Origin of the sequence: Streptomyces sp. NPDC050997 (assembly GCF_040660135.1) — a bacterium.
GTDB lineage: Bacteria > Actinomycetota > Actinomycetes > Streptomycetales > Streptomycetaceae > Streptomyces.
In genome coordinates, this window is sequence record NZ_JBFAGK010000014.1 from 141,929 (window position 1) to 162,005 (window position 20,077).

Here is a 20,077-nt window from a genome sequence, read left to right on the forward strand (position 1 = left end):
CCGTGCGGCCGCGCGTGGAGCTGACAGACTGTCCAGAGCAGGCAACTGTCCAGAACAACCAGCAGGCAGCGGCAACAGGTATCAGCTGACTTCGGAGGCCCTACGGTGGCGGACACGTCGGACACCAGAACCCCGGCGCAGATCGAGGCGGACATCAGGATCCGCCGCGAGAAGCTGGCGGAGACGCTCGATGAGATCGGGGTGCGGGTGCACCCGAAGACGATCGTGGGCGATGCCAAGGCCAAGGTCGTGTCGAACATTGATCACACGCTGGGGCGGGCCTATGTCGGGGTCAACCGGGCCGTGAGTGACGTCAAGTCCCAGTTCGTGGACGAGGAGGGCGCTCCTCGGCTGGAGCGGGTCGTTCCCGTCGCGCTCGTCGTCGTCGGGCTGGTGGGGCTGCTCGCCCTGGGGACCCGGCGGCGCAGGCGCTGAGCGAGGGCCGACCCACCGGCCTACGGGCCCGGCAAAGGCAGGTAGGTTCAGTGCTGTGAGCGCCAGGAGAAACGAGCACAGCACCCAGCACGACAAGCTGCCCATCCGGATGCTGCACGACCGGGTACTCGTGCGGCAGGACACCAGCGAGGGCGAGCGGCGTTCCGGTGGCGGGATTCTGATTCCGGCCACCGCGGCCGTCGGTCGTCGGCTGGCGTGGGCCGGGGTCGTGGCCGTGGGGCAGAACGTACGGAGCGTGGAGCCCGGCGACCGGGTTCTGTTCGATCCGGAGGACCGGGCCGAGGTGGAGGTGCGGGGTGTCGCCTATGTGCTGATGCGCGAGCGCGATCTGCACGCGGTGGCCGCCGACCGGTTCGAGGGGTCCGAGGACTCGACGGGGCTGTACCTGTAAAGCGCCTGCAAAGGCAGCGGTTCGAAGGGTCGAGGGGCTGGTGGCCATCGCCACCAGCCCCTTTGTCGTCTCTTCGCGCACCGACGGCCGGCCGGCGCTCAGCTCAACGGCGTACGGTCACCGGCGGCGCGTCCCGCTGAGCTGCCCCGCACCGGTCGTCGTGCCCTCTGTCTGGCCGCCGGAGTCCCCGCCGGTGTCGCCGCCGCTGCCGTCCGTCGTGCCGCCGGTGGCCGTGTCCGCGCCGGTGCTGCCGTCCGTGCCGCCGTCCGTCGTGCCGCCGTCCGTGGTGGTGTCACCGCCCGTCGGGTCCCCGGTGGTCCCGGGTGTCCCGGTCGTCGGGCTGCCGGTGGTGCCTCCCGTGGTGCCGCCGTCGGTGGTGCCCGTCGGGTCTCCGGTGGTCCCGGGTGTCCCGGTCGTCGGGGTGCCGGTGGTGCCGTCAGTGGCGCCGTCGGTGTCCTCGTCGCCCGGAGTCGGGGTCACCGGGACGTCGGTGCTCGGGGCCTCGGACTCGTCGGAGCCGGGCTGGAGCTGGAGGTCGAAGTCGGTGGCCTGCTTGCCCTTGAGGGCCTGCTTGGTGAACTGTGCCCAGATCTCCGCGGGCGCCCCGCCGCCGTTGACGCGTTCCAGGCCCATCGCGCCGTACAGCGACTTGTGCTCGGCCGTCACGGGGTCCTGGCCCATGACGGAGACGACGGTGGCGAGGTCGGGTGTGTAGCCGGCGAACCAGGCCGCCGTGTCCTCCTCGGCGGTGCCGGTCTTGCCCGCGGCGGGGCGGCCGGCGGCCTGGGCGGCGGTGGCGGTGCCGTTCTCGACGACGCTCTGCAGGATGGCCGTCGTGGTGTCGGCGGCCTCGCGGCTGACAGCCTGGCTGGTCCGCTTCTCCGGCAGCTCGACTTCGGTCTTGCTGTCCTTGGTGATCTTCTCGACCATCGTGTACGTGCCGTGCCGGCCGTGATTGGCGAGGGTGGCGTAGGCCTGCGCCATGTCGAGGACGCTCGCCTGGGCGACGCCGAGCGCGACGGAGGGGCTGGCGACCAGCTCGGGGGTGGTGGAGGGGAGGCCCAGGTCGATCGCGGTCCTCTTGACCTTGTCCGAGCCGACGTCCACGGCCATCTGCGCGTACACCGAGTTGATGGACCTGTCGGTGGCCTCGCGCACGGGGACGTCGCCGTAGGAGCCCTGGTCCTCGTTCTCCGGGGCGTACGTGCCGCCGTTCCAGCCCTCGACGGGGCGTTTGTTGGTGCCGTCGTAGATCGTGTTCGGGGTGATGACGCGGCCGTCCTGCGTCTCGGAGTGGTTCTGGACGGCGGAGGTGAACACGAAGGGCTTGAAGGTGGAGCCGACCTGGAAGTCGCGGCGGGTCACGCCGTTGGTGAACTGCTTGACGAAGTCGATGCCGCCGTACATGGCGACGACCTTGCCGGTCTTGGGGTCGATGGAGGCGCCGCCGGCGCGGACGTAGTTGTCGACCTTGCGCTTCTTCTTGTCGAGTTTGGAGATCACCTGGTCGTCGACGGCCTTGACGAAGGCGTTCTGCTTTTTCTTCTGCAGGGTGGTGGTGATGCGGTAGCCGCCCGCCTCGAGCTCGGCGGCGGTGACGATCTTGTTCGTGGTGAGGTACTCGTTGATCGCTTCGATGGCGTATCCGCGCTGCCCGGACTTGCCGATGGCGACGGTCTGTTCCTTCGGCTTCGGGAAGGTGAGGTGGGCCCGCTTCGACTGGGCGAGCCAGCCCTTCTTGACCATGCCGTTCAGGACGTAGTTCCAGCGGGCCTGGGCGGCGGCCTTGTTCTCCGGGTGGGCGACGATGTCGTACTCGCTGGGCGCGTTGACCAGTGCGGCGAGGTAGGCGGCCTTGGCGGGGTCCAGCTCGCTGGCGTCGACGCCGTAGTAGGCCTGGGCGGCGGCCTGGATGCCGTAGGCGTTGCGGCCGAAGTAGCTGGTGTTGAGGTAGCCCTCGAGGATCTGGTCCTTGGACTCCGTGCGGTCCAGCTTGATCGAGATGAAGAACTCCTTCACCTTGCGGGTGACGGTCTGCTCCTGGGCCAGGTAGTAGTTCTTCACGTACTGCTGGGTGATCGTGGACCCGGACTGCTTGCCCTTGCCGGTGGCGGTGTTCCAGCCGGCGCGGAGCATCGCCTTGGGGTCGATCGCGGACTCGGTGTAGAAGTCGCGGTCCTCGGCGGCCAGTACGGCGTGCTGGGCCTCCTTGGAGACCTGGGCGAGGGGGACGGTCTCCCGGTTGACCTCGCCGTCGCGGGCGAGCTGGCTGCCGTCCGAGTAGAGGTAGACGTTGCTCTGCTTGGTGGCGAACGCGTTGGCCGACGGAATCTTGACCATCGAGTAGCCGAGGAAGAAGAGGCCCGCCAGCAGCAGGATGCCCAGGGCGAACGTACCTAGCACCATGCGCCACGTCGGGATGAACCGCCGCCAGCCGGTGCGCGCCGGCCGCTTGGGCTTCTTCCCGGCCGGCTCCCCGTCCGCGGGCGCTTCGGCCGCTTCCGGCTGTCTCGATGCCCAGCCCTGCTTCGGCTGCTGCGGCTGCGCCTGCGGCTCGTCGCTCATGTCGTGCACGGACTCCTGTTTCGCGTCTTACGTTCCCGTACGTCTCGTACGCCTTCTGTGGCCCCTGTTGAAGACTCTCGCACCATGCGTTCCGTTCCCGGATATGGCGCGCGTCTCGCCCGGTAATGGCTAGTCCGCACGGGTCACCTGCGTACGGGGGTGGGTTCGCGGTGGTGGTACGCGGCCGTCGCGGCGGGAGGCTTTTGACGATACGCGACGTATCGGGCGGCGACGGTCGCCGGGGTGTCCGGCCCGGCGGCACTGAAGAAAACGGCTCGCCCGCCCGGTCATCCGCCTACTAGGCTCCTGCGCTTCGGTGTCCGGCGCGGGTGAGGAGGGCCGTGGGTGTGGGTTCGGCACGGCTGTACGCGGCCGTCGCGGCGGGGGGATTCAGGCGGTACGCGACGTATCGGGCGGCCACGGCGGCGGGGGTGTTCACGAACACCGTCTTCGGGCTGATCCTCGTCTCCACCTACCTGGCGTTGTGGGACGAGCGGCCGCATCTGGGGGGTTACGACCAGGCGCAGGCGGTGACCTATGTGTGGCTGGGGCAGTGCCTGTACGCGACGCTCGCCATTCAGGGCGGCGGCGTGGAGAAGGATCTGATGGCCCGTATCCGCACGGGCGATATCGCCATCGACCTGTACCGGCCGGCGGACCTTCAGCTGTGGTGGCTGGCGAGTGACCTGGGGCGGGCGCTGTTCCAGACGTTGGGACGGGGCGTGATCCCCTTCGCCTTCGGGGCGTTGTTCTTCCCGATGGCGTTGCCGACGGATGTCACCACCTGGGCGGCGTTCCTGGTCGCGCTGCTGCTTGCGATGGTCGTCAGTTTCGGGATCCGCTATCTGGCGGCCCTGAGCATGTTCTGGCTCATGGACGGAATGGGCGTCAACCAGGCCCTGATGGTCCTGGGGATCTTCTGCTCGGGCATGACACTGCCGCTGAACGCCTTCCCGGGCGCGCTCGGCGACGTCGTCCGGGTGTTGCCGTGGGCGGCGCAGCTCCAGATGCCGGCGGATGTGCTGATGGGGGAGACCGACCCGCTGGGGGCGTTCGCGTTCGAGGCGGTGTGGGCGGTGGTCCTGTTGGGGGCGGGGCGGCTGGTGCAGTCGGCCGCGACCCGTCGGGTGGTGGTGCAGGGTGGGTGAGCACAACCGCCTGGCGGAGGGGCTGCGGGCCTACCGGCTGATCGCCGGGATGTGGATCAGGTCGGCCATGACCTACCGGGTCTCCTTCGTCGTCACGGTGTTCGGCAACCTGTTGGTGACCGGGCTGGACTTTGTCACGATCCTGCTGATGTTCTCGCAGGTCGACTCGCTGGGTGGGTGGACGCTGCCGGAGGTCGCCTTCCTGTACGGGCTGTCGGCGACCGCGTTCGGGATCGCCGACCTGGTGTTCGGCTCCATGGACGTACTGGGCACCCGGATGCGTGACGGTTCCTTCGACACCCTGCTCGTACGTCCCGTTCCGGTGCTCGCCCAGGTCGGCGCGGACCACTTCGCGCTGCGTCGCCTGGGCCGGATCAGCCAGGGTGCGCTGGTGCTGGGCTGGGCGCTGGTGTCGGTCGATGTCGTCTGGACGCCGGTGAAGGTGTTGCTGGTGCCGGCGATGGTGGTCAGCGGCGCGGTGATCTTCTGCGCCGTGTTCGTGGCGGGCGCGGCCTTCCAGTTCCTGGCGCAGGACGCCGCCGAGGTGCAGAACGCGTTCACGTACGGCGGCACCACGCTGTTGCAGTATCCGCCCAGCGTGTTCGGGAAGGACCTGGTGCGTGGGGTGACGTTCGTGTTGCCGCTCGCTTTCGTCAACTGGGTGCCGGGCACCTATGTGTTGGGGCGGCCGTATCCGCTCGGGCTGCCGCAGTGGGTGGCGTTCGCGCCCCCGCTGGTGGCGGTGGCGTGCTGTGTGCTCGCCGGGATGGTCTGGCGGGCGGGGCTGCGGTCGTATCGGAGTACGGGAAGCTGAGGACTGATGGGTACGGATGCGGACGCGGGCACCGGCACGGGCTCCATGGACTCGGGTTTCATCGAGGTGGACGGGCTGGAGAAGGTCTTCGACGTGCGTCGTAGGACCGGCTTCATGAGGCGGGAGCGGCGTCAGGTGCGGGCGGTCGACTCGATCTCGTTCTCCGTGGCGCGCGGCGAGATGGTCGGTTACATCGGGCCGAACGGTGCCGGGAAGTCGACGACCATCAAGATGCTGACCGGCATCCTGACGCCGAGCGGCGGCCGGCTGCGGGTCGCGGGCATCGAGCCGTCCCGGGAGCGGACCCGGCTGGCGCATCGGATCGGGGTGGTGTTCGGGCAGCGTACGACGCTGTGGTGGGACCTTCCGCTGATCGACTCGTACCGGCTGATGCACCGTATGTACCGCATCCCCGACGGCCGTTACCGCGAGAATCTCGACCGGCTCGTCGAACTCCTCGGTCTGGCCGACCTGTTGGACGTTCCGGTCCGTCAGCTTTCGCTCGGTCAGCGGATGCGCGGCGACATCGCGGCGGCCCTGCTGCACGACCCGGAGGTGCTGTACCTCGACGAGCCGACGATCGGGCTGGACGTCGTCTCCAAGGCCAGGGTGCGGGAGTTCCTGCGGGAGGTGAACACCGAGCGCGGTACGACGGTGCTGCTGACCACGCACGACCTCCAGGACATCGAGCAGTTGTGCTCGCGGGTGATGGTCATCGACCATGGGCGGCTCATGTACGACGGCGCGCTGGCCGGGCTGCACGAGGCGGGGGAGAGCGAGCGGACCCTCGTGGTGGACCTGGAGCGCGAGCTGCCGCCGATCGACGCGCCGCCGCCCGCGCGGGTGGTGAAGGTGGACGGGCCCCGGCAGTGGCTGGCCTTCCCGGCGTCTCAGTCGGCGGCTCCGCTGGTCGCGCGGATCGCGGCGCGGTATCCGCTGGTGGACCTGTCGGTGCGGGAGCCGGACATCGAGGCCGTGATCGCGAAGATGCTGCACTCCTTGGGGGACACTCCCAAACCCCCGCCGGAGCGGGCGGCCCTGTAGCGCCGTGGCGGGCGATGTTCGTCCCGCGCGATCGGATAGTGCCCGGCGCCGACACCTCGTAGGCTGCTGGGTATGACCGAGGATGCTCCGGAGCTGCGCGCCTCCGACGCCGATCGTGAACGAGTCACCGAGGTTCTGCGGGACGCCCTCGCGGAGGGACGTCTCGACATGGAGGAGTTCGAGGAGCGGCTGGACGCCACGTACAAGGCCCGCACGTACGGCGAACTCACGCCGATCACCCGGGACCTGCCGTCCGCCGCGCCCGCCGGGACGGTCGGGGCCGCTCCTCGGGTGTCGATGTCCAAGGACCCCGCGCCGAGCGGGAGTTGGGCGGGCCGGATCACCGGCGGCGAGGGGTCGTCGACGTGGGCCGTCGCCGTCATGTCGGGCTTCCAGCGCAAGGGCCGCTGGACGGTACCGAGGCGGTTCACCGCCTTCGCCTTCTGGGGTGGCGGCGAGATCGATCTGCGGGAGGCGGACTTCGCGGCCGGCGAGGTCGAGATCAACTGCATCGCGATCATGGGCGGGGTGCAGGTGATCGTGCCGCCCGGCGTCGAGGTCGTGGTGCGTGGGATCGGCGTCATGGGTGGCTTCGACCACCGTGAGGAGGGCGTGCCGGGCGATCCGGGCGCCCCGCGGGTGATCGTGACGGGCTTCGCCTTCTGGGGCGGCGTCGGCGTCGAGCGCAAGGCCACCCGGGCCGAGCGGCAGCGTCTGAAGGAGGAGCGCCGCCAGGAGAAGCTGGAGCGCAAGCAGTCCCTGCGGGAGCTCGGCGAGTCGTACCGCGACGACCCCCACGACGCCCACGAGGCCCACGGCAGGATGCTCGACGGCCATCATGACCTGATGCGCGAGCGGAAGCGGGAGCGCCGGGAGGAGCGGGACCGGCGCCGCAACCGCGACCACTGACCGCGACTACTGACTGCGACTACTGACCGTGAGTGCTGACCGCGGACGGTCGCTGACCGAGGGCGAGTACCGATCACAGGCCGGTACTCGCGTTTCAGCCCCCAGCCGGGACTAGAGCCGCGCCGGTGCCGACCCCTTCAGGGAGTCCAGGTCGAACGTCGCCGCCATCCGCTCGTATCCCTTGTCGCTCGGGTGGAGGTGGTCGCCCGAGTCGTAGTCGGAGCGGAACCTGCGCGGGTCGTACGGGTCTCGGACGGCCTTGTCGAAGTCGACGACGGCGTCGTAGACGTGGCCCGCGCGGATCTGGACGTTGATCGCCTGGCGGACGTTCTCGCGGGCGGCGGAGTAGCCGCGGTGGCCGCCGAAGGGCATCAGGGTCGCGCCGACGACCTTGATGCCGTGGGCGTGGGCCTGGCTGACCAGGGTGCGCAGACCGGTGAGGACGGTGTCGGGGTCGGCCAGTCGGGGGTTGCGCAGTATGTCGTTGATGCCGAGGTCCACGACGACGACCTTGACGTTCGTGCGGCCGAGCACGTCCCGGGCGAAGCGGCTCACGCCGGCCTGGTTCTCGGCTGGGCGGCCGAGGCCGTCGGCGAGGACCTGGTTGCCGCCTATTCCCTGGTTGACGACGCTGTAGCGGGGCACGTCCTGGCCTGCCACGCTCGCCGTGCGCAGCCGGTCGGACAGCAGGTTGGGCCAGCGCCGGTTGGTGTTGTCGGTGGAGCCGACGCCGTCGGTGAGCGAGTCGCCGAAGGCCACGACGGTGCCCTGGGCCTCGTCGCTGAGCACGTCCAGCGCGGTCAGGTAGCGCCAGTACCCGGTCTGCTCGGTGTACGCGGTGCCGGTCACGTCCTCGGTGCGGTCGCCCGCGGCGGCGTACGAGATCTGGCGGGCGCGCGGGTGGTAGGTGACCGGGCCGGACGCCGTGGGGGAGTAGGTGGTGACCAGGATGTCGCTGTACGCCGGGACGCGGATCGCGACGGTGTCGCTCAGCACCTGCTGTCCGGCCGGGACCACGACGACGGGGTTGCCGCCGAAGGTCAGGCGCCGCATGGTCTCCCCGGCCGCCTCGGCGGTGCCGGTGCCGGCCGCGACGGCGATCGTCGCGTGCGTGATGGTCAGCGGCGACTGGCCGTAGAGATTGGACAGCGTGATACGGGCACTCGTACCGCCGATGGTCGTGTGGACGACGTTGCGCAGCGAGCGGTCCGCCATGCCGGTGGTCTCGGTGCCTGGCTCGCCGCCGACCGGGGAGGCGGACCAGGTGCCGACCCAGACCCCGGTGGAGGCGGGGGCGGCGGAGTTGTGCGGGGCGCGGGCCCCGGAAAGGGTGTTCTTGCTGCTCTCGCCGCTGCCGTGGTCGGAGGCGACTCCGACGTATATGGCCGCGGACACGACGACGATCAGAGCGATGATCGTGCTGAGCAGCGCATAACCGTGACGCTTGGTCATGCGGGCGTGTGTCTCCTTGGGATGGGAGCCCGAGGCTCCGGTGTGATCACCTCATGATGCGTCATGAGATCAGGGGTAGTCGAACAGGACCCCCCTTTGGGCCGCGGAGTTCTCCGTAAGCTCCCCCTCCCGACAGACGCCGGGAACTCTTGTTCCGTTCCAGGAGTCGGTCAGGAAGGGACAATGTGTGCGAGGGATCACGAACGGGTGGAGTGGATGGAACGTACGAAGCCTGAGGAAAAGGGATCATCCGGTGTAGGACAGCATGCCCGGGCGGCGGGGACCGGTAACCGTGCCGCCCCCGCTTCGGGTGCGCGCGGGGTGCCCGCCGCGGCTGCCCGTGCCATGAACACGTTCAGCGAGGCCGACGCGGAGAAGCAGCGCGGGGTGCGCCGCATGAAACTCACCGCGACCGGACTGCTGCTGTTCGTGGCGGTCGTGTACGTCCTCGCGAAGTGGGCCTCGAACGAGGGCGCGGGCACCTGGGCGGCCTATGTCGCCGCGGCCGCCGAGGCCGGCATGGTCGGCGCGCTCGCCGACTGGTTCGCGGTCACCGCCCTGTTCCGCCACCCGCTCGGCCTGCCCATCCCGCACACCGCGATCATCCCCAAGAAGAAGGACCAGCTCGGCGTCACGCTGGGCGATTTCGTCGGCGAGAACTTCCTCTCCGAGGACGTCGTACGGCAGCGGCTGCGGGCGGTCGGCATCGGCAGCAGGCTCGGCGCCTGGCTGGCCCAACCCGAGCACGCGGACCGGGTGACGGCGGAGCTGTCGGCGGCACTGCGCGGCGCCCTGACCGTGCTGCGCGACTCGGACGTCCAGGCCGTGGTCGGCGAGGCGATCACCCGCCGGGCCGACGCGCAGGAGATCGCGCCCGGCATCGGCAAGATGCTGGAGAAGGTCGTCGCCGACGGGGGGCACCGCCGGGCCGTCGACTTGGTCGTGGCCCGGGCGCACGACTGGCTGGTGCTGCACAGCGACTCCGTGATGGACGCCGTACAGGGCGGGGCACCCGGCTGGACGCCCAGGTTCGTCGACAAGAAGGTCGGCGAGCGGGTCTACAAGGAGCTGCTGCGCTTCTGCGCGGAGATGCGGGACATGCCCTCCCACCCGGCCCGCGGCGCCCTCGACCGCTTCCTCAGCGACTTCGCCTCCGACCTCCAGTCCGACACGGACACCCGCGCGCGCGTGGAGCGGCTCAAGGGCGAGGTGCTGGGCCGCGGCGAGGTCCAGGACCTGATCGCCTCCGCGTGGACCGCCGTCCGCTCCATGATCGTCTCGGCCGCCGAGGACGAACGCAGCGAGCTGCGGCTGCGGGTGCGGGCCTCACTGCTGTCCCTGGGATCCCGTATGGCCGCAGACCCGAAGGTCCAGGGCAAGGTCGACGGCTGGGTCGAGGGCGCGGCGGTCTACGTCGTCACCACCTACCGCGCGGAGATCACCTCCCTGATCACCGACACGGTGGCCGGCTGGGACCCCGAGCACACCACCCGCAAGATCGAGGCGAACATCGGCCGCGATCTCCAGTTCATCCGGATCAACGGCACGGTGGTCGGTTCGCTCGCGGGGCTGTTGATCTACACCGTGTCGCGGATGCTGGGGGCGTAGGCGGCCTGGTGGCAACATCCCCGATCCCGGCCAAGTACCGCGGCCGGGTCGACCAACGGGGACGTCGGGGGAGGGCGCTTCCGGGTCCGGGTCGGGGTCGGGTTCCGGGTCGGGTTCGGGGTCGCGGGCGGCTACGGCGTAGAGGGGTTCGGGGGTCGCGTTACGACTGCTCGCGGCGCGCCTGGTCCCGGCGGCGCAGGAACAGCAGGCCTCCGGCGATCGCGGTGACGCCGGCTGCCGTCCAGCCGACGATGCCGTCGGAGCCGGTGGCCGCGAGATCGCCGTCGGCCCGGGCGGACGCCGAGGCGGACGCGGACGTGGACGGGGCGGCCGACGCGGCCGTCTGGGGCCGGGGGTCGGAACCCGTGCCGCCGCCGGAGGTCGAGGCGCCGCCGCCCGCAGGGCTGGGCGCGGCCGACGGGTCCGCCGCCCGGTCCCGGGTGAACGCCAGTGTGCCGAAGCCGAGTTGGTCGTAGCCGCCGCTGTTGGGGCCGTAGTCCCCGCCGCCGCCCTCGGGCGCGGCCTGGGCGGCGATCCGGGTGAGGTACGTGGCGGACATCCCGCGCCGCTTGGTGTAGTGGTTGGCGATCATCGCCCAGATCGGCCGCCGCATGCCCGGGTCCACGGGGGCGGCGTCGGCGGCGGTCTCCCGGCCGGACCAGCCGTTGACCGCGCCCTTCGCCCGGGTATTGGCGGTGTACGCCACCTCCCCGCCCATGCTCCACTTGGCCACGTACTGGGCGCCCTTGAGGAAACGGCTGTCGTCATAGCCGTACAGGTCGATGCCCTGGTTCCAGGCCATCTCGCAGACCGTGCCCATCAGGCCCACACCGAGCAGCGCGTGCCCCTGGTCGCGGCCGGCCTCCAGCCACTCGCCGAGGCCGTCGTCGTGCACGACGGGGATGGCGTGCCTGACCGAGCCGAGGCCGTCGCCGTTCTTGAAGTAGTCGACGGCACGGGCGACTTGGGCCTTGTCGTCGCAGAGGATGCCGGTGGCCAGGACGCACGCCAGGGCGGTGAGGTCCCAGTTGGTCCAGTAGTTGGTGACGACGGCGTCGTTGTGCTTGACCAGGAAGCTGTCGCTGAGCGGCGCGAAGACGGTGCTCAGCATGGACTGGAACCGGCCGAGGTCGAAGTCGGGGTGGTCGCGGACGAGTTCGGCGGCGTTCGCGAACTGGTAGCCGTAGAGCCCGGCGGCGAGGAACCGGTCGGCGCTGCCTTCGAGGCCGGTCAGCTTGGCCGACCAGGCGTTCAGGATCGCGACGGCGGTGTCGAGGTGCGCGCTGTCGCCGCTGACGTGGCCGCGCAGGGCGTTCTGGTAGGCGGCGTGGATGTCGTTGTAGAGGATCGCGTAGTTCTGCGGGCTGCCCGACCCCCGGTACACGGTGGCCTGCGGATTGGCCTGCCAGCCGCTCTGCGCGTGCCGGTTGGCGGTCAGCTTGGCGAAGCCGGCGGTGTGGGGGGCGGCCCCCGCCTTCACCCTGGCCGCCATCCGGCCCAGGTCGGCGCGGGTGTGCAGCAGACCGGGGTGGGCGTAGGCGGGGGCCGCCGCGGCGGCGGGGGCCTGCGTGAGCGTCGTACCGATGGCGACGGCCCCGGCGGCCGTACTCGTGGCCTTCAGCATGCTCCGGCGGCTGATCTGTCGTGTCACGTGCTCGCACCTCAACGTCGTAAGTCGCGTACCTGGCGGGGACGTTGAGGAGACGTGCGGGGACGGGGACGATAACGAAAACTGGGGCGCGTCGACGAGAAACGGCGACGGGTTACGCCAAGGAGTCACGTCGAGGAGTCACACCGAGGCGTCGCTCCGACGTGAGACGGAACGCACCGCACCCGTCGTCCCCGACCTCAGCGTGGAGGTCGGGGACACCGAGGGCATGTCCCGTCGCCGTCGCCGTCGCTCAGCCGTTCCGGTCCGCGACCGCCCACGACGCCAGGGCCACCGCGCCCGCCACCCCGAACACGGCCGGCCAGGCGCCCACCTTCTTGGCCAGGGGGTGGGACCCGGCGAAGGCGGCGACATACGCCGCCGTCAGCGCGCCCGCGGCCTTCCCGCCCGCCCGCTCCCGCCACTGCCGCGCGGCCACGGCCCCGGCGGCGACCAGCACGACCCCGCCCAGCTGCCGCTTCCTGGTCCACCGGGCCACGCCGTAACCACCGACGATCCCGCCCGCCGCGACCACCGCGCTGGGAACCTTCGCCATGCCTGCCTCCTGATCACCTGCGGAACCGGCCGAATACCGAACCCCGAGGCTAACGCTCAGGTGGTCGCTGATGACAACGGCACTGGTCTTTCAGGACGCCGCGGGAAGCCGGTCGACGAGGGGACTCACGGGAGTCCTGCCCGGCACCACGACGCCGCTTTCGTAGGCGAAGGCGACGAGGTGGCCGCGTTGCCGGACCCCGGTCTTGGCGTACAGGTTCGCTATGTGTGTCTTCACGGTGAGGGGGCTGATGCTGAGGGCATGGGCGATGGAGGAGTTCTCCTGGCCGCCGGCCACCATGGTGAGGATCTCGTGCTCCCGCCTGGACAGCTCCGGGGGCGTTTGGGGACTCGCTCTGCGCCGGTGGTGCGCCATGACGACAGGGGCTGTTTCCAGGACGACGACGAGGCCACCGCGGAGCACCGTTTCCAGGGCCGCGACGAGTTGCACGGCCGTGATGCCGGAGGCGAGCACTCCCGTGGCGCCCGCTCTCAGGCAGGCGTCGGACTCCTGCGCGTCCGGGACACCGAAGACGATGGTGCGGGCGACCGCGGACGCGGCACTGACGACCCCCGTGAACGCGGAGATGCCCTGGTCCTGGATGGCGCGGTCGAGCAGGATCACGTCCGGTTCCGCGCCGGCCGCCAGCAGCTCACGCAACCGGGTGCCGTCAGCGGCCTGCCCGACGACGGACAGGGCACGACTCCTGTCGATGACCGCGGTCATGGCCGCGCGGACAAGGGTCGGGCCGCCGGCGAGAACTACCGTGTGCATGAGTGGCCTCTCTTCGTCGACGAGGTGAGGTGGGCGCGCGGGCGCGGGGTCGGTGACGGACGGGTCAGCGCACGCCCGGACCATGGGGAAGCCGGATGGTGACGGTGGTGCCGACCCCTACGTCCGACTGCACCTGCACCTGGCCGTGGTGGGCGTGGACGATGGCCTCCACGATGGCCAGGCCCAGACCCGAACCGCCGTAGGCACGGCTGCGGCTGGCCTCCGCCCGCCAGAAACGTTCGAAGACGCGCGACAGGTCCTGCGGGGCGATGCCGGGACCGTTGTCGATCACGCGCAGCTGTACGTCCTCGCGGGTCCGGGTGATCTCGACCCGTACGGCGGTCTGGGCGGGCGTGTGCTGGACGGCGTTGCCGACGAGGTTGCGCAGGACCTGTTGCAGTCGGTTGGCGTCACCGAGGACGGGCGCGGACGCTGCGGGTGCCATGGTGATGGCGCGCTGGGGGTAGATGATCTGGGCGTCCTCGACGACGCTGGCGGCCAGCCCCGTGAGGTCGACGTCGTGCTGCTCGACGGGACGGCCGGCATCCAGGCGGGCGAGCAGGGCGAGGTCCTCGACGAGCAGGCGCATCCGTCCCACTTCGTTCTCGATGTGCTCGAGCGCCGTTTCCAGGCCCGGCCCCGACACTCCGCCCTGTCGGTGCAGGTCGAGCCAGCCGGAGATGGTGGAGAGCGGGGTGCGCAGCTCGTGCGAGGTGTCGGCCGCCAGGGAACGTACGGTCGCCTCCGCGCGCGCCTGCGCGTCGAACGCCCGGTTGACGGCTTCGGCCAGTTGGCCGGCCTCGCTGCCGTTGCGCGTGGTCGGCAGTCGTTCCGTGAGGTGGCCCTCGGCGATGGCGTCGGCGGTACGGGCCATCCGGGCCAGCGGGCGCAGGCCGAGGCGCAGGACGATGACCGCGAGCCCCAGCAGGATCAGCAACGCCGCGCCGATCAGCATGAGTTGACGCTTGATGAGTGCGTCGACGGTGGAGTCGTCGACGGAAGTGTCGATGGTGAGGACGAGCGCGGTCGGCTCGATGACACCCTGGGCGAGTCCGTCGTCGATGGTGAGTCCGGGGCTGGGGACGCGGATCACCGCGAGACCGTGCTGCTCGTCGTGCCCGTCGTAGTTGACGATGGTGCCGGTCGGCACGGTCGTGCTGAGCTCGGTGACCTGACGGGCCGCCGAGGACGCGGAACCTGTGCTGGTCAGGACCTTGTTGTCCGCGTCCACGGCCACCATGCCCAGCGGGGGTCCGAGCAGCGTGGCGAACTGATCGGCGTCGGCGGTCTGCGGCCCTCGCCCGATGACCTCGGTGAGGCGGTGGGCGCTGGTTTCGAGGGTCTGCTCGTAGCGCTTGTCCAGGTAGTCCTCCAGGAGGAACGCGGTGATGACGGCGCTGGCCGTCAGACCGGACACCAGCAGGACGGCCAGACCGGCGAGCAGACGCAGGCGGACACTTGAGAAGGACCACGTACGGCGGCCGAGAAGTCTCACTTGTGGGCCTGTTCTTCTCGGAGGGTGTAGCCGACGCCCCGGACGGTGTGCAGCAGCGGCGGGTGGCCGTGGTCGATCTTGCGGCGGAGGTTGGAGATGAAGCGCTCGACGACGACGCTGTCCCCGCCGAAGTCGTACTGCCAGACGGCTTCGAGGATCTGGGCGCGGGAGAGGACCTGTCCCTGGTGGCTCAGGAGGTAGTGCAGCAGGCGGTATTCGGTGGGGGAGAGTTCGAGGAGCCGGCCCGCACGGCGGACCTCGTGGCGGGGATCGTCCATCGCGAGGTCCGCGATGCGCAGCGGTGTCTCCTCGGCCGCGGCCGGGGCTCCGCTGCGCGCTCGCCGGAGCAGCGCCTGCAGGCGGGCCCCGACTTCGACGACGCTGAAGGGTTTGGTGACGTAGTCGTCCCCGCCCAGCCGCAACCCCCGCACGCGGTCCTCGATCGCGTCACGTGCGGTGAGGAAGAGGACCGGTACGTCGATGGCGCGTTGGCGCAGGAGTTGGAGGATCTCGAAGCCGTCGGCGCCGGGGAGCATGACGTCGAGAACGATGACGTCGGGGGGCCGGCGGGCGACCTGTTCGAGGGCTTCGGTCAGGTCGCCCGCCACGTCGACCTCGAATCCGGCGAAGCCGAGGGCCGAGATCAACAGGCGCCTGATACCGGGATCGTCATCGATGACAAGCACCCGGTCAGCGGTGCTCGGTGCGTCGACGGCGTTCATACGTGCTCCTTGTACGGGCGGGACGGGCTGCCCGACGACCACCGCTTCCACCGCCACGACGGATGCGGGGTATGTCCCGGTATCAGCTTGGTAGTTCATCGCGTCACAGGCCCACTGAGGCGGACTGCTTGGCAGGGACCTGCGGGGTCTCGTCGGGTGCGTGGACGTTCTCGCCCTCGACATCGAGGCGGGGCAGGATGCGGTCCAGGCGCCGGGGCAGCCACCAGGCACGGTCACCGAGGAGGGCGAGTAGCGCCGGGACGAGGGTCATCCGGACCAGGAAGGCGTCCACCATGACTCCGAAGGCCAGGGCGAAAGCGATCGGCATGATATCGGCGTCGTGCGAGAACAGGAAACTGATGAAGACCGAGATCATGATGAGGGCGGCCGAGGTGACCACGCGGGCCGCGTTGCGGGCTCCGGTGGTGATGGCGACGCGGGCGTTGCGGTGATGGACGTAGTCCTCCCGCATGGCGGACACGAGGAACACCTCGTAGTCCATGGCCAGTCCGAAGAGCACGGCCATGACGATGATGGGCATGAAGCTAGCCACCGGGCCTTCACTGGCCACCCCCAACAGGCCTGCCAGCCAGCCCCATTGGAAGACCGCGACAGTGGCTCCGAACGCGGCGCCGACGGACAGCAGGAATCCGATGGTGGCCTTGACGGGTATGGCGAGGGACCGGAACGCGATCATCAGAAGGAATATGGACAGGCCGACCACGACGATCGCGAAGGGCACGAGTGCGCCGCTGAGCTTGTCGGAGACGTCGATGCTGACGGCGGTCAGGCCGGTGACGGCGACGTAGCTGCCGCCGGCCTCGGCGAGGGGCCGCATCTCGGTGCGCAGGTGGGAGACCAGGTCGCTGGTCGCCTGCGTCCTCGGTCCGGTGTCGGGGATGATCTGGATGCGCGCGGCCGCCTTGTCGTCAGCCACGTCGACACCGCTGACGTCGGCGATGCCCTTGACGTCACGCAGCTTGTCCTCGACGGCGGTGGCCGTCGATTCGATGGCGGCTGGGTCGTCGTCCTCGATGAGGATGACGAGCGGGCCGTTCGCGCCGGGGCCGAAGGCGTCACTGACCATGTCGTAGGCCTGACGGCTCGACGTGGTGGTGGGGCTGTTGCCCTCGTCGGTCACGGCGAGCTTGAGCTGCAGGGCCGGAAGGGCGAGGGCGATGAGGGCCACGGTCGCGATGACCAGAGTACGCACGGGCCTGCGCAGCACACCTTCGGTCCAGCGCACCCCCATGGGTGTCCGGCCGCTGCCCGCTGTCCCGCGTCCCGTCCTGCCGCGCACGACGTCGACCCAGCGCGTGCTCCACGAGGTTCGGCCACCGCGTGCCATCCGTCGGCCCGAGCGGGTGCCGGACTTGGGCGTGAGCCTGCGGCCGGCCAGTCCCAGCAGCGCGGGGAGCAGGCCCAGCGCCAGGATGACCGCGGCGGCGACCGCTCCCGCCGATGCGAGGCCCATGGAGGTCAGCATCGGGACGCCGGCCACCGACAGTCCCGCGAGTGCGATGACCACGGTGGCTCCGGCGAAGACGACGGCGCTGCCCGCGGTCGCGTTGGCCTTGGCGATGGACTCTTGGACGGGCATTCCGGCAGCGAGCTGGGCCCGGTGCCGCGAGACGATGAACAGGGCGTAGTCGATGCCGACGGCGAGCCCCAGCATGATCGCCAGGGTGGGCGCGCTGTCCGTCACCCCGACCACCGTGGCCAGGCCCATCATGGCCGCCATGGTGCCGACGACGCCGAGGATGGCGGTGATCAGCGGCAGCCCGGCGGCGAGCAGCGAACCGAACGTGATCACGAGAATGACCAGCGCCACGCCCAGTCCGACCATCTCGGGCGGCCCGAAGGGTGAGGTCGAAGGGGCGTAGGCGTCACCGCCGTAGACGGTCCTGAGCCCCGCCTGCTCGGCCTGGCTGCCCGCGGCCTTCACCGCGTCGAGCGTGCCGGCAGGTACGTCGTCGTCCTTCTTGGTGGTGAAGCTGACCTGCGCGACCGCCGTGCGCCCGTCCTTGGAGACGGTGTCGTCCTCGACCGGATCGCCGACCTCTGCCACCCCGCGTACGTCGCTCATCGCCGCGAGGGTGGATGCCAGCGACTTCCGCAGGTCGGAGTCGGTCACCTCGCGGCCGGACGGGGCCTGGAACACGATCTCCGCGGACTGGACGTCCGGGGAGGGGAAGTGGCGGTCCATCTTGGTCAGCGCCGTCTGCGCCGGTGACCCGGGGATGGAGCCGCTGTCCTCGAAGGAGCCGGCGAACGAGAAGCCGAGGCCGATCACCGCGCCGAGTGCCAGGAGCCATCCGACCAACATCGTTCGCCACCGTCGAGCGCCGAAAGCGCCCAGTCGGTACAAGAGCGTAGCCATGCCTGCATCCCTCATCCGTAGGTGGTTGAGGTCCCGATCCTGCTCGGCGCACTTGACGGCAGCCCCACGACGAACCTGAGGGTTTCTTGACGGTCGTTCCCGGACGGACATCGGGCGTTTCTGGCGACGAACTCACCCGTCCGACCGGGAGTGGCGTCGAGGGTGATCGGGAGTGATCGCGGATGATAAGGACGATCACTCCATATCTGAACGAACTCGCCTGAACTTGTTCTCCTCGGGACAACCTTTGCCGGTATCTGAACGTCCGTAGAACGACGAGAGAGCGACAGGTGACTTGGTCTCATAAGGGGGAGCGTTGAAGCTCAAGGTCAGCATCGTGGTGCCCGTCTACAACGCCGGCCGGTACATCCAGCTCTGCTCGCCGTCGCTCATCAACCAGAGCCTGGGCAGAGACGCGTACGAGATCATCTACGTGGACGACGGCTCGACCGACGACTCCGCGGAGCGCCTCGACCGGCTGGCGTCCCGGCACCCGCACGTACGCGTGGTCCGCCAGGAGAACTCCGGCTGGCCCGGCAAGCCTCGCAACGTCGGTGTCCGACTGGCCCGCGGCGAGTACGTCCAGTTCGTCGACCAGGACGACGAGCTCACCCCCGAGGCCCTCGAACACCTCCACCGCCTCGCCCACCGCAACGGCTCCGACATCGTCCTGGGCAAGGTGGTCGGCACCATGGCGGGCCCCAGCAACGTCTTCAAACGCACGGTCGACCACTGCACCGTCGAGACCGCGCCCCTGTTCGAGAGCCTGACCCCGCACAAAATGTTCCGCCGCGAGTTCCTCCTCGCCCACGGCCTCGCCTTCCCCGAGGGCCCGGTGCGTCTGGAGGACCAGCTCTTCATGGCCCGCGCCTACCTGCGCGCCAAGAGGGTCTCGATCCTCGCCCACCACCCCTGCTACGTATGGAAGCGCCGGGACGACGGCGGCAACACCAGCAGCCGGGGGACCACCCCCGAGGTCTACTACACACACCTGCGCACGGTCGTGGAGGCCATCAAGCAGGACACCTCACCGGGCCCGCTCCAGGACCACCTGTTACGCCGCTCCTACCGCGTCGAACTCCTCCGCCCGGTCGGTGAGTCCCGCGCCCTCAAACGCACCGGCAAGAACCTCGAACGGCACTTCGGCGTCGTACGCCGCATGGCCCTCGACGCCTACCCGCCCGGCGTACGCGACGGCCTCCCGGCCCTCACCCGGCTCAGAGCGCACCTGCTGGAGGAGGGCCATCTGGACTCCCTCGTGGAACTCGCCCGCCGCACCCAGGGGATCAGACCCGAGCTCACCGTCGACGACATCCGCTGGCGCGCCGGCAGACTCCACCTCACGACCACGATCGGCATGCGCCGCCCCGACGGCCGGCCCCTCGCCCTCGTCGAACGCTACGGCCGCATGCTCCTCGACCCCGACCTGCTGGCCGGCATCAAGGGCGCCGAGGGCTGGGAGGCCCCGCACCCCCTCGGCCACGCCCATGGAGAACTCCTCGTCCACGACACCGCCCGCGACCTGTGGTGGTTCCCGGACGCCGACCTCACCCCGCGCACCGAACCCCTCGGCGGCGACCGCCACCGCGTGGTCCTCACCGGCGAGACGGTCATCGACCCGCTCACCCTGGCGGGCGGCGAGGCGATGGAACCCGGCACGCACGTGGTGTGGGCGAGCGCCCAGCTCCTCGGCGTGGGCCGCAGGGCCCGCGTCGTTCCGGGCGGTCAGGCCGCCGGCCTCTCCGCCGTCAGTGTCGGCACCCCGCCCCGGCTGCTCGTTCCCACCTGGTCCGGCCACGACAAACAACTCCGCCTGTCCGTGGGCCGACCGGGCGCCGCGACGGTCCGCGACCTTCTCCTCCTCGGCACGACAGCGTCCCCCCGAGTCCGCCGAGCGGCCGGCACAGTCCTCCGCCACCTGCCTCCGGACGTACGCCGTCGCGCCCGAACCCTCGCGCGCAGGGCGGACCCCTGGAGACCCCACCGCAACGGCTGACGCCACTTCGCGGGGAGAAAGAAAAGGCGGAAGAGACAGCAAAGGCGGAGGAAACAGCAATGGCAAGGAGGTCACCAACCGGTCACCGACTCCTTGCCACTTTCAACTTATAGCGCACC

Annotated in this window: 16 protein-coding genes; 8 read left to right on the forward strand and 8 right to left on the reverse strand. The window is 70.2% G+C overall.

Annotated features, from left to right (window positions below):
* Nucleotides 1-105: 105 nt before the first annotated feature.
* Together AB0H86_RS28770 and AB0H86_RS28775 are read left to right on the forward strand one after the other, a co-directional pair.
* A complete protein-coding gene (locus AB0H86_RS28770) occupies nt 106-435 on the forward strand; it encodes a DUF3618 domain-containing protein (protein WP_362444820.1) in 330 nt (109 codons plus the stop codon).
* Between the two features lie 55 nt (nt 436-490).
* A complete protein-coding gene (locus tag AB0H86_RS28775) occupies nt 491-847 on the forward strand; it encodes a co-chaperone GroES (RefSeq protein ID WP_362444823.1) in 357 nt (118 codons plus the stop codon).
* A 117-nt stretch (nt 848-964) separates the two neighbouring features.
* Here AB0H86_RS28775 and AB0H86_RS28780 read toward each other — a convergent pair whose 3' ends face one another.
* Nucleotides 965-3,412 carry a transglycosylase domain-containing protein gene (locus AB0H86_RS28780; protein WP_362444826.1) on the reverse strand — a complete coding sequence of 816 codons (2,448 nt, stop codon included), beginning with the start codon at nt 3,410-3,412 and terminating at the stop codon, nt 965-967.
* Nucleotides 3,413-3,759: 347 nt separating this feature from the next.
* On the opposite strand from AB0H86_RS28780, the gene AB0H86_RS28785 reads away from it, so the two are divergent.
* The 4 genes from AB0H86_RS28785 to AB0H86_RS28800 all read left to right on the forward strand — a co-directional run bounded on the left by AB0H86_RS28785 (nt 3,760) and on the right by AB0H86_RS28800 (nt 7,327).
* Entirely contained in the window at nt 3,760-4,560 is an 801-nt protein-coding gene (locus tag AB0H86_RS28785) for an ABC-2 family transporter protein (RefSeq protein ID WP_362445074.1), read from the forward strand.
* Nucleotides 4,553-5,374 (forward strand): ABC transporter permease, encoded by an 822-nt coding sequence (locus AB0H86_RS28790; protein ID WP_362444829.1) that lies wholly within the window; start codon nt 4,553-4,555, stop codon nt 5,372-5,374. The genes AB0H86_RS28785 and AB0H86_RS28790 overlap by 8 nt, the downstream gene beginning before the upstream one ends.
* Nucleotides 5,375-5,419: 45 nt before the next feature.
* Nucleotides 5,420-6,418 (forward strand): ABC transporter ATP-binding protein, encoded by a 999-nt coding sequence (locus tag AB0H86_RS28795; protein WP_362445077.1) that lies wholly within the window; start codon nt 5,420-5,422, stop codon nt 6,416-6,418.
* Nucleotides 6,419-6,490: 72 nt separating this feature from the next.
* The gene (locus AB0H86_RS28800; protein ID WP_362444832.1) at nt 6,491-7,327 is read left to right on the forward strand and encodes a DUF1707 domain-containing protein; all 837 of its coding nucleotides are present in this window, start codon (nt 6,491-6,493) and stop codon (nt 7,325-7,327) included.
* Between the two features lie 111 nt (nt 7,328-7,438).
* Here AB0H86_RS28800 and AB0H86_RS28805 read toward each other — a convergent pair whose 3' ends face one another.
* Nucleotides 7,439-8,779, reverse strand: coding sequence for an SGNH/GDSL hydrolase family protein (locus AB0H86_RS28805; RefSeq protein ID WP_362444836.1), 1,341 nt, complete (start codon nt 8,777-8,779; stop codon nt 7,439-7,441).
* Between the two features lie 183 nt (nt 8,780-8,962).
* Here AB0H86_RS28805 and AB0H86_RS28810 point away from each other — a divergent pair, with 183 nt between their 5' ends.
* A complete protein-coding gene (locus AB0H86_RS28810; RefSeq protein WP_362444839.1) occupies nt 8,963-10,387 on the forward strand; it encodes a DUF445 domain-containing protein in 1,425 nt (474 codons plus the stop codon).
* Between the two features lie 160 nt (nt 10,388-10,547).
* Here the strand turns inward: AB0H86_RS28810 and AB0H86_RS28815 are convergent, their stop codons facing one another.
* The 6 genes from AB0H86_RS28815 to AB0H86_RS28840 all read right to left on the reverse strand — a co-directional run bounded on the left by AB0H86_RS28815 (nt 10,548) and on the right by AB0H86_RS28840 (nt 17,908).
* The gene (locus AB0H86_RS28815) at nt 10,548-12,011 is read right to left on the reverse strand and encodes an alginate lyase family protein (protein ID WP_362445080.1); all 1,464 of its coding nucleotides are present in this window, start codon (nt 12,009-12,011) and stop codon (nt 10,548-10,550) included.
* 277 nt (nt 12,012-12,288) lie between these two features.
* Nucleotides 12,289-12,591 (reverse strand): hypothetical protein, encoded by a 303-nt coding sequence (locus AB0H86_RS28820; protein ID WP_362444842.1) that lies wholly within the window; start codon nt 12,589-12,591, stop codon nt 12,289-12,291.
* A 90-nt stretch (nt 12,592-12,681) separates the two neighbouring features.
* Nucleotides 12,682-13,365: a response regulator transcription factor gene (locus AB0H86_RS28825; protein ID WP_362444845.1), complete on the reverse strand. Its 684-nt coding sequence runs from the start codon at nt 13,363-13,365 to the stop codon at nt 12,682-12,684.
* Between the two features lie 64 nt (nt 13,366-13,429).
* On the reverse strand, nt 13,430-14,860 hold the full coding sequence (locus AB0H86_RS28830; protein WP_362444848.1) for a HAMP domain-containing sensor histidine kinase: 1,431 nt from the start codon (nt 14,858-14,860) through the stop codon (nt 13,430-13,432).
* Nucleotides 14,857-15,582: a response regulator transcription factor gene (locus AB0H86_RS28835; RefSeq protein ID WP_362444850.1), complete on the reverse strand. Its 726-nt coding sequence runs from the start codon at nt 15,580-15,582 to the stop codon at nt 14,857-14,859. The genes AB0H86_RS28830 and AB0H86_RS28835 overlap by 4 nt, the downstream gene beginning before the upstream one ends.
* 103 nt (nt 15,583-15,685) lie before the next feature.
* On the reverse strand, nt 15,686-17,908 hold the full coding sequence (locus AB0H86_RS28840; RefSeq protein ID WP_362444853.1) for an MMPL family transporter: 2,223 nt from the start codon (nt 17,906-17,908) through the stop codon (nt 15,686-15,688).
* Between the two features lie 370 nt (nt 17,909-18,278).
* On the opposite strand from AB0H86_RS28840, the gene AB0H86_RS28845 reads away from it, so the two are divergent.
* Nucleotides 18,279-19,958: a glycosyltransferase family A protein gene (locus AB0H86_RS28845; protein ID WP_362444856.1), complete on the forward strand. Its 1,680-nt coding sequence runs from the start codon at nt 18,279-18,281 to the stop codon at nt 19,956-19,958.
* The last annotated feature ends 119 nt before the right edge of the window (nt 19,959-20,077 follow it).

Bases quoted from the DNA above. Each gene is read 5' to 3' on its own strand.
- AB0H86_RS28780 (WP_362444826.1), bottom strand. From the start codon at position 3,412: ATGAGCGACGAGCCGCAGGCGCAGCCGCAGCAGCCGAAGCAGGGCTGG.
- AB0H86_RS28795 (WP_362445077.1), top strand. From the start codon at position 5,420: ATGGACTCGGGTTTCATCGAGGTGGACGGGCTGGAGAAGGTCTTCGAC.
- AB0H86_RS28800 (WP_362444832.1), top strand. From the start codon at position 6,491: ATGACCGAGGATGCTCCGGAGCTGCGCGCCTCCGACGCCGATCGTGAA.
- AB0H86_RS28805 (WP_362444836.1), bottom strand. From the start codon at position 8,779: ATGACCAAGCGTCACGGTTATGCGCTGCTCAGCACGATCATCGCTCTG.
- AB0H86_RS28810 (WP_362444839.1), top strand. From the start codon at position 8,963: ATGTGTGCGAGGGATCACGAACGGGTGGAGTGGATGGAACGTACGAAG.
- AB0H86_RS28815 (WP_362445080.1), bottom strand. From the start codon at position 12,011: ATGCTGAAGGCCACGAGTACGGCCGCCGGGGCCGTCGCCATCGGTACG.
- AB0H86_RS28820 (WP_362444842.1), bottom strand. From the start codon at position 12,591: ATGGCGAAGGTTCCCAGCGCGGTGGTCGCGGCGGGCGGGATCGTCGGT.
- AB0H86_RS28825 (WP_362444845.1), bottom strand. From the start codon at position 13,365: ATGCACACGGTAGTTCTCGCCGGCGGCCCGACCCTTGTCCGCGCGGCC.
- AB0H86_RS28835 (WP_362444850.1), bottom strand. From the start codon at position 15,582: ATGAACGCCGTCGACGCACCGAGCACCGCTGACCGGGTGCTTGTCATC.
- AB0H86_RS28840 (WP_362444853.1), bottom strand. From the start codon at position 17,908: ATGTTGGTCGGATGGCTCCTGGCACTCGGCGCGGTGATCGGCCTCGGC.